The organism is Kitasatospora sp. NPDC051702 (genome assembly GCF_040681575.1).
Classification (GTDB): domain Bacteria; phylum Actinomycetota; class Actinomycetes; order Streptomycetales; family Streptomycetaceae; genus Kitasatospora.
Genome location: NZ_JBFAZB010000092.1, coordinates 1 through 8,710, shown reverse-complemented (window position 1 = coordinate 8,710; position 8,710 = coordinate 1). Strand labels below are relative to the sequence as shown.

Here is an 8,710-nt window from a genome sequence, read left to right as displayed (position 1 = left end):
GCCCGGCTGCGCAGGGCGACGACGCGGGCGCCGTCCTCGACCCGGCCGGCCGGAGGCGGGGGTGCCGCCCCCGGCCGGGGGAGTCTCAGATCAGAGACAGACGAGGGTGCTGACGGTGCTGGTGCCGCAGTTCAGCACGCTGAGCGAGCTGGTGGAGGCGAGGGTGTCGTCGATCGGGGCCGCCTCGGTCTCGGGCAGCTCCATGGTCTGGAGGTCGAGGATCGCCATGACTTTCTCCTTCTCTTCGGACGGGTGGATCACCCGGCCTGGTGGCCGGGGGCGGGTGGGGGCGCGCGGTGCTCGCGGCGCCCGATGGGTGTCCCGGCGTGCTTCCCGGCCGGGACGGTGGGGCGGGTACGGCGGCTCAGGGGGCCGGCGCCGGGGCGCCCGTCGGGTCCGTCGCCGGATCGGCGCCGGGCCGGGTGCCGGGCTCGGCGGCGGTGAAGGGCAGGAACGGGGTGTCCGCCAGGGCCGTCCCCAGCGCCAGCAGCACCCCGGCCGAGCCGGTCGCCAGGTCCGTCGACAGCCGCAGCAACTGGTCCCCGGGGAAGGCGAGCCACCCCTGGTAGGTGACCTGGTGCAGCCTCAGGAGGCGGCGGTGGCGTTCGACGGCGCGCCGTGCGCGGGCGGCCTCCCCGGCATCGGCCGGGCGGCACCGGGCCAGGTAGCCCAGCAGTCCGGCCCGTCCGTTGAACAGCCCGGGCTGGATGACGAACTCGGGTTCGGCGGCCCGGCGGATCAGCGGCGCCCAGTCGGCGGTGGGACTGTCCGGGCGGTGCGCCAGCAGGGCCTCCAGGGCGAGCCCGATGCCGGCACTGCCGGTCTCGACGTACGGCAGCACCCGGCGGCCGTCGAGCACCTGCAGCGTGCCGTCCGCGACCCGCACGCAGCGTTCCAGGTCCAGGTCCAGCAGGGCCTCGGCCCGGTCGAGCAGGGCCTGGTCGCCGGTGCGCTCGTGGAGCCGGACCAGCGCGAGCGCCACTCCTGAGGCACCCGCCAGCAGGCCCGTCCGGCGGCGGCCGCCGTCCGTGCCGCCCCGCTGCGCCTCGTCGGCCGCGGCGGTGCCGAAGGCCCGGGCGGCGTCGAGGAGGCCGGCGTCGCCGGTGGCCCCGGCGAAGTGCAGCAGGGCGAGGGCGATACCGGCACCGCCCTCGGCCAGGCCGGCTCCCACGTCCTCCTTGGGCGAGGTGCCGAGCCGTTCCAGCAGGTCCAGGGCCGCCTCGTGCTCGCCGAGCAGGTCGAGCACCTGGGCGACGCCGTGCCCGCCGTGGTACAGGCCCGGGCCCAGCGGACGGGTGCGGGCCGCGTCGACCAGCCAGCGCACGTGGTCGGGCTCGATCCGGGCGCCGGTGGCGTGCAGGGCGTACAGCACGCCGGCCGCGCCGTGGGCCAGGCCGAAACCGCCGCGGGTGAACTGGGCGACGTCACCGGGGAAGAGCCGGTCCGTGCGCCCCGGGGTCGCGGTGGCGAGGATCCCCTCGGCCAGCGAGTCCCGGAGGGCGGGCCAGTCGGCGGCCGGGGCCCCGAGCAGCGCACCCGCCTCCCGGCGGCGGGTCCCGAGCTCGGGGCGGTCGCTGCGCCCGTCGCCGGGGGCCGCCCCGAGCAGGTGGCGGATCCCGTCGGCGTAGCCGGCCGGCACCGGGAAGCGGGCCTCGATGTCGTCGGCGAACTCGGCGGCCTTGCCCGGGTCCAGGGCCGGCAGCTGGGCCAGCGGGAGGAAGAGCCAGAGCCGGATGCCGGCCAGGCCGTAGTGGTCGATCTGGGCGCCGGTGTAGCCGGGCGGGGCCGTGAATCCCATCGCGCCCAGCGCCGGGCGGACGAAGTTCTCGACGGTGCTGGCGAGTTCGAAGTCGATGAAGCAGATCTCGCCGTCCGGCCGGATGATCACGTTGCGCGGGTGGAGGTCGCCGAAGACCACCCCGCGGGAGTGGATGCCGTCCAGGGTCCGTTCGATCCGCGCCACGATGGCGAGCGCCTCGCGGGTGTAGCGGGCGACGGCCTCCTCGTCCGCGTCCGGGTGGATCAGCGGGTAGTGGCCGGTCAGCCACTGGCTCAGCGATTCGCCCTCGACGAACTCCTGGACCAGGAAGCGGTGCTCCCAGACGGTCAGCAGGTCGTGCAGGACGGGGACGCCGGGCACCCCGGCCAGCCGGGCGAGCGTGTCGTGCTCGGCCTGCAGCCTGGTCACCGCATCGGTCCCGCGCTGGTCCAGCCCGGCGTGCGGCCGGGCCTCCTTGAGGACGACGGGCGGTGCGTCCGGACCCTCGGCGCGGGCCAGGTAGACGCCGCCCGCGTTGGAGAAGTGCAGCACCCGTTCGACGGTGTAGGGCAGTTCGTCGTCCTGCTGGGCGGCGCGCGCCGCCACCGCCGCGGCGATGCAGGCGGGCACCGGCGCCCAGGGCGGCACCGCGAACCCGGCGCCCCGGACGTCCGGGACGAGCCGGCCCTCGCCGTCCTCCAGGGCGAGCACCTTGTCGCCCGCCGCGTTGCGGGTGTACCGCTCGGCGAACCCGCCGTACCGCAGGTAGAGCGGGCCGTCCTCCCAGCGCAGGTCGCTGAGGATGTAGGGGCCCCGGCGGCCGGCCAGCAGCGGGCCGAGGCCGTGCAGACATCGCTCGAGTTCCGCGTCGTCCCGCGGGTAGAGGGTGCAGAACTTGCCGCTGGATCCGCGCGGTGCGTACTTGGAGTTCTGCACCTGGAGGATCGGCAGCCCGCGCAGGAACTTGAACGCGACGCGTTCGGCGAGGCAGAAGCGGTGGACCTCCTCCAGCACCTGCTCGGCGTCCTCGGGGGTCGCGGACACGTGGATCTTCCAGCCCTGCTGGGGGAGCCGGACGTCGGTCGGGCGCAGCATCGCCCACATCTCCAGGTCGCCGCGCTCCCACCCGGCGGGCAGCGGCCGGGTGACGGCGTCGAACTCCTCGGTGGCGCCCCAGCGACGGGGCGAGTCGTAGAAGATCGGATCGGCGAAGGCGTAGGCCTCGTACCGGTTGTCCAACGGGACCCTCCTCGGAGCAGGGGAGTGCACGGGCGGGGGTGGGGTGGGGTGCGTGGAGCGGTCGCGGTGCGGCGGTGTTCGGGGGGACGGACGTGCGGCACCACGGAGGAATGCGGGGGAACGCGGCGGTCGCTGGGGCTCGGGAGCGGGAGGCCGGCGGTACGGGGCGGCTTCCGGCGGGCGGCGGCCGATCGGGATCCGGGGCGGTGCCCGGCGTCGCTGTGACAATCGGAAGTATTGGGATTGTGAGGGCGAGGTTACAACGGCGTGAAGGCGCGTATTCCGGACGGATATTCACCCCAGGGCGCGGTTTCCGCTCCGTAGCGAGCCGCGGCGCGTGACAGCGCACCGGCCGGGGCGTGGCGGCCCGGCCCCGGGGTGCCGCCGTACGGCCCCCGGCCCTGGCATGACGCCCGCCGCACCGCTCTGACCAGCGAAGACGGCGAGACGTCCGGATGGTGGACGGCCGGGCGTCGTCCCCGCCGCCGGCGGGGGCGCGCGGGGCGCGCGGGTGGTGCGGCCCCGCGGAATTCGGATCCGGGACGCCTTTCGTTCACCTCGCCGACGGTGGAATCGACGGTGCCGATTCCGAATGGAATTCCGGACGTCGATCTGGCGGTCGATGGTACGGCATGCGGCGACCGGGGATTTCCGGCATTCGCCGTGCCGACACGGAGCCCGGCGGCGGCGTCCGGCGGGGAATTCGGCCGGGTGTCCGGCGCCGATCCGCGGCAGGCGCCCCCGATAAGGTGGGCCCGGCACAACCCAGCGAACCGGAACGAGGAGCAGCCGTGAGCGAGTCGGCGTCCATAGCCCTGCAAGAGGAGATCGCCCGCGAACTCGAGGTCGCCGAGACCTTCGACGCCGAGCGGGAGATCGAGCGCCGCGTGGCCTTCCTGACCGAGCGACTGGTGACCACCGGTCTGCGTTCGCTGGTGCTCGGCATCAGCGGCGGCGTGGACTCCACGACGGCCGGCCGGCTCTGCCAGCTCGCCGTCGAGCGGGCGCGGGCCGCCGGGCACGAGGCGCGGTTCCACGCGATGCGGCTGCCCTACGGCGTCCAGGGCGACGAGCACGACGCCCAGCTCGCGCTCTCCTTCATCCGGGCCGACGAGGTGCTGACCGTGGACGTCAAGCCCGCGAGCGACGCCGCGCTGGAGGCGGCGCTGGCGGCCGGGGTGACCTTCCGGGACGCCCACCACCAGGACTTCGTCCACGGCAACATCAAGGCCCGCCAGCGCATGATCGCCCAGTACGCGGTGGCCGGCGCGCGGTCCGGCCTGGTCGTCGGCACCGACCACGCCGCCGAGGCGGTCTCGGGGTTCTTCACCAAGTTCGGCGACGGCGCCGCCGACCTCGTCCCGCTGACCGGCCTGACCAAGCGCCGGGTGCGCGCCGTCGCGGACGCGCTGGGCGCGCCCGCCGAGCTGGTGTGGAAGGTCCCGACCGCCGACCTGGAGACCCTCGACCCGGGCAAGGCCGACGAGGACGCGCTCGGCGTCACCTACGACGACATCGACGACTTCCTGGAGGGCAAGCCGGTGGACGGGCGGGTCTTCGAGATCATCGTCGACCGCTACCGCGCCACCGAGCACAAGCGCCGGCTCCCGATCGCGCCGTAGGGTCCGTCCGTTCCGCGTCCCGGGGCCCCTGACGGGTCTCCGGGACGCGTCAGCCGGTGAAGCGCGCCCAGTACGTCCAGTGCGGCGGGGGCGACGGCCGGTCCGGGTCCGGGTCCTCCGGGGGCCCGGGCCGGTCACCGAAGAAGAAGGCGTGCAGGTCGAGCAGGAAGCCGTACAGCTCGCCCTCGCCGTAGAAGTGGATGTCGTAGCCGGTGATGGCGTGCCAGGTCCCGAGCGTGGCGGGCTGCCGTTCCAGCAGGTACTCCAGGCTGGTGCGCAGCCGCCGGGCGTAGGCGCGGTCCCGGAGCAGCGAGCGCTTCTCCTCGACGAGGTCGATGCCCACGTTCGGGTGCAGGAACCAGGTGTAGAACCCGCGCAGCCGGCCGTCCTCGCGCCAGCCCGGGATGTCCCGGGCGCTCCACAGCGCGGGCGCGGCCCGGAAGTAGGTCAGGGCGGGGGTAGGGGTGGGGGTCTGCTCGCTCACCGTGCTGAGGACGAGGGCGGGAGCGGTGCGGTTCCGCCCCGGTCACCCGTGGCGGCGGGCCGGCGGGTGCCCGGCCGTTCGGGAGCCGGCGGTGCGCAGGGTGCGGCGGGCGGCCGCGGTGACCAGCAGTGCCCAGAGCAGGGCGAGCGCGGCCACCGCGTAGACGCCGACCGACAGGAACGACAGGTCGAGGTCGGTCGAGGCGGGCGGCACCCAGCCGCCCGGGTCGACCAGGACGCCGGTGGTGGAGCCCACGTCGGAGGCCCCGTCGCAGCCGAGACCGTCGAAGGAGGCGTGCGGCAGGGGCCGCCCGTCCGTGCGGCGGATCCCGCACGTCCAGTGCACCGTGCCGCTGCGGTCCCTGGCGCTGTGCGCCGAGGTGATCACCACCTCGGTGCGCTCGGCGCGGTGGGCGAGCACCTCGGCCCGGGTGGTCGCGGTGGGCAGGGCGAGCAGCAGCACGCCCAGCAGCACGCCGGGCCAGAGCACCCAGCCGCTGGTGCGCACCACCATGAGACCGCCCAGCGCGCAGATCAGCACCAGCACGGCGAGGACCGTGCACACGGCGGAGACGTCCGGGTCGGCGGCCAGCACCATCAGCCCGATCAGCAGCAGCGGGGCGGCCACCGCGACCGCGAGGGCGGCGCGGCGCACCGTGCGGGGTGCGAAGGAGGCGTCCGGCCGGGAACCCCGACGCCTCCGGGCGGCCTTCGGCGGGCGCCCGGCGCCCTCCGCGAGCGGTCTCTTCCGCTTCTTCCTGCCCCGTGCCATGCGGCCCCCGTCCGGTCGTCGGTCTGCTGTGCCCGCGCCAGTGTGACCGGCGGCCGGAGGACGGGGAAGGCCGGGGTGCCGCGGGGCCGGCGGTCAGCAGCCGGTGAGCGTGGTCTTGCCGACGGCGGTGCCCGACTCCTGGAGGCGGTGGGCCTCGCGCAGGGAGGCGGCGGTCAGCGGGCCCAGGTTCCGGGTGGCGGTGGTGGCGAGGACGCCGGAGTCCACCAGGCGCGCGACCCGGTCGAGGATGTGGTGCTGGGCGATCCGGTCAGCGGTCCGGAACATCGAGCGGGTGTACATGAACTCCCAGTGGAACGCGATGCTCTTCGGCTTCAGCAGGCCGACCGGCAGGGTGTCAAAGTCGTCGATGGCGACGATCCCGCCGAAGGGCTTGAGGGCCTCGGCGTAGGCGGCCAGGTTGTCGACGGTGCCCGTGGTGCTGAAGACGTGGTCCAGGCCGCCCGGTGCGACCTCCGCCAGCTGCGGGCCGAGCGGCTCGCGGTGGTCGATGACGTGGTCGGCGCCCATGCGGCGGGCGAAGGAGACGCTCTCCGGGCGGGAGGCGGTGCCGACGACGGTCAGGCCGGTGAGGGCGCGCGCCAGCTGGATCGTGATCGAGCCGACGCCGCCTGCGGCGGCGGTGACCAGCAGGGTCCCGGGCTGCTCCGGGGCGCCGCCGCGCACGCCGAGCCGCTCGAAGAGGCCCTCCCAGGCGGTCAGCGCGGTCAGGGGGAGGGCGGCGGCCTCGGCGAAGGTGAGCGAGGACGGCTTGTGGCCGACCAGTCGCTCGTCCACCGCGTGGTAGCGGGAGTTGGCGCCGGGCCGGTCGAGGGCGCCGGCGTAGTAGACCTCGTCGCCGACGCGGAACAGCTCCACCTCGCTGCCGACGGCGACCACGGTGCCGGCCGCGTCCCAGCCCAGCACCTTGGGCTCGCCGCCCGGGTCGACGTTCTGCCGGATCTTGTGGTCCACCGGGTTGAGGGCGACGGCCTCGACCCGGACCAGCAGGTCGCGCGGCCCGGGCTGGGGGACGGGGAGCTCGACGTCGACCAGGCTCTCCGGGTGGTCGATCGGCAGGCTGCGGCGGTAGGCGACGGCGGGCATGGTGGTGGGGATCGTGCTCACGGCGGGTTCCTCGTGTCCTCGCTGGTGCGACTGGCCCGGGGGAGCCGGGCCGACGGCCCGGGGGGATCCGGGCACGTCGGCGACCGTATGGGAAAGGTAGTGGTTACCCGCAAGGGCTACTGGTACCCGTTGGGTACTATTGGCGCCATGACGAGCTCCGCCACCGACGCCACCGACCCCAAGTCCGTCTACGCCGCGGCCTGCCCCTGCCGCGACCTGCTCGACCTGCTCGCCAACAAGTGGAGCGCGCTGGCCCTGGGCGCCCTGGAGGAGGGACCGCAGCGCTTCGGCGCCCTGCGCGGCCGCCTGCAGGGCGTGAGCCCGAAGGTGCTGACCCAGACGCTGCGCCGGCTGGAGGAGCACGGCCTCGTCCACCGGGAGATCTTCGCCGAAGTCCCGCCCCGCGTCGAGTACAGCCTCACCGACCTCGGGGAGGACGCCTGCGTGCCGCTGGCGCACCTGCGCACCTGGGTCGAGCTCAACGTCGACCGGCTCCCCGCGTAGCACCGGGTCCGCCAGGACCCGCCCGACGGCCGGGCCGCCACCCCTGCGCGGGGCGTGGCGGCCCGGCCGTCCGCGCTCACTCCGCGCCGCCCAGCTCGTCCTCGATCAGCTGGAACAGCTCGTCGTCGTCCGCGAGGTCGAGGCGGGTGGGTGCCTCGGGAGCGAGCCGGGCCAGGACGGCGGTCAGCCGGGCGGCCAGCCGTTCGCGGGTCTCCTCGTCGTCGGGGGCGGCGGCGAGGGCGGCCTCCAGGTCGTCGAGGTGGCCGAGCAGCGCGCCCGCCCCGCCGGGGAGGCGGCCGGCCAGCTCGCCGTGCAGGTGGGCGGCGAGGGCGCTGGCCGTCGGGTGGTCGAACAGCAGGGTGGTGGGCAGCCGCAGGCCGGTCTCGGCACTGAGGCGGTTGCGCAGTTCGACCGCCGTCAGCGAGTCGAGGCCGAGGTCCAGCAGGCCGCGCTCGGCCGGGACCGGCCGGTTCGCCGGATGCCCGAGCACCTCGGCGACCGCCGCGCCGACCAGGTCCAGCGCGACCCTGGCCCGCTCCGGCCCGGCGGCCTCGGCGAGCTTGCGCACCCACGGCGGGGTGGCGTCCGCGGCCGGTGCGGCCGTGGCGGCGGCGATCGGCCGCGGCGCCGCCGGGGGCCCGACCAGGCCGCGCAGCAGCGCCGGCACCCGCTCCCGGTCGCCCGCGGCCCGCAGCGCGCCGAGGTCGAGCCGGGCGGGGACGAGGAGGGGCTCGTCCGAGGTGAGCGCGGCGTCGAACAGGGCCAGCCCCTCCTCCACGCTCAGCGGGGCGATGCCGGAGCGTGCCATCCGGGCGAGGTCGGCGGTGCCGAGTCGGCTGCCCATGCCGTCGTCCTCCCAGAGGCCCCAGGCGAGGGAGGTGGCGGGCAGGCCGAGGGCGTGGCGGTGCTGGGCGAGGGCGTCGAGGTAGCTGTTGGCGGCGGCGTAGTTGGCCTGACCGGCGTTGCCGATCACCCCGGCGACGGAGGAGAACAGGACGAAGGCGTGGAGGCCGTCGGTGAGTTCGTGCAGCAGGGTCGCCGCGTCGGCCTTCGGGGCGAGCACCCGGTCGAAGGCCTCCTCGGTGAGCGATTCCAGGGTCGCGTCCGCGGTCACGCCGGCGGCGTGGATGACGGCGGTGAGGGGGTGGTCGGTGGGGATGGTGGTGAGGAGGTGGGTGAGGGCGTGGGGGTCGGTGGTGTCGGTGG

At 75.4% G+C, this 8,710-nt stretch carries 8 protein-coding genes; 2 read left to right on the top strand and 6 right to left on the bottom strand.

The genetic code is table 11. From position 1 onward, the window contains the following. Positions 1-90: 90 nt before the first annotated feature. Both AB0N04_RS38230 and lanKC read right to left on the bottom strand, forming a co-directional pair. The gene (locus AB0N04_RS38230) at positions 91-228 is read right to left on the bottom strand and encodes a SapB/AmfS family lanthipeptide (protein ID WP_350639260.1); all 138 of its coding nucleotides are present in this window, start codon (positions 226-228) and stop codon (positions 91-93) included. A gap of 136 nt (positions 229-364) precedes the next feature. Beyond that, entirely contained in the window at positions 365-2,998 is a 2,634-nt protein-coding gene (lanKC, locus tag AB0N04_RS38225) for a class III lanthionine synthetase LanKC (protein WP_360223108.1), read from the bottom strand. Positions 2,999-3,789: 791 nt separating this feature from the next. Between lanKC and nadE the strand changes: the two genes are divergently transcribed. After that, the gene (gene nadE / locus AB0N04_RS38220) at positions 3,790-4,620 is read left to right on the top strand and encodes an ammonia-dependent NAD(+) synthetase (RefSeq protein WP_360223105.1); all 831 of its coding nucleotides are present in this window, start codon (positions 3,790-3,792) and stop codon (positions 4,618-4,620) included. 49 nt (positions 4,621-4,669) lie between these two features. Here nadE and AB0N04_RS38215 read toward each other — a convergent pair whose 3' ends face one another. The 3 genes from AB0N04_RS38215 to AB0N04_RS38205 all read right to left on the bottom strand — a co-directional run bounded on the left by AB0N04_RS38215 (position 4,670) and on the right by AB0N04_RS38205 (position 6,979). Continuing rightward, complete coding sequence (locus tag AB0N04_RS38215; RefSeq protein ID WP_360223102.1) at positions 4,670-5,104, bottom strand: hypothetical protein; 435 nt, start codon at positions 5,102-5,104, stop codon at positions 4,670-4,672. 42 nt (positions 5,105-5,146) lie between these two features. Further along, positions 5,147-5,875, bottom strand: a complete 729-nt coding sequence (locus AB0N04_RS38210; RefSeq protein WP_360223099.1) for a hypothetical protein — start codon at positions 5,873-5,875, stop codon at positions 5,147-5,149. Between the two features lie 93 nt (positions 5,876-5,968). Further along, complete coding sequence (locus tag AB0N04_RS38205) at positions 5,969-6,979, bottom strand: zinc-binding alcohol dehydrogenase family protein (RefSeq protein WP_360223111.1); 1,011 nt, start codon at positions 6,977-6,979, stop codon at positions 5,969-5,971. Between the two features lie 168 nt (positions 6,980-7,147). On the opposite strand from AB0N04_RS38205, the gene AB0N04_RS38200 reads away from it, so the two are divergent. Next, the gene (locus AB0N04_RS38200; RefSeq protein WP_360223096.1) at positions 7,148-7,504 is read left to right on the top strand and encodes a helix-turn-helix domain-containing protein; all 357 of its coding nucleotides are present in this window, start codon (positions 7,148-7,150) and stop codon (positions 7,502-7,504) included. Positions 7,505-7,580: 76 nt separating this feature from the next. Here the strand turns inward: AB0N04_RS38200 and AB0N04_RS38195 are convergent. Then, the coding region (locus tag AB0N04_RS38195) for a beta-ketoacyl reductase (RefSeq protein WP_360223093.1) at positions 7,581-8,710 on the bottom strand (1,130 nt) is incomplete at its 5' end.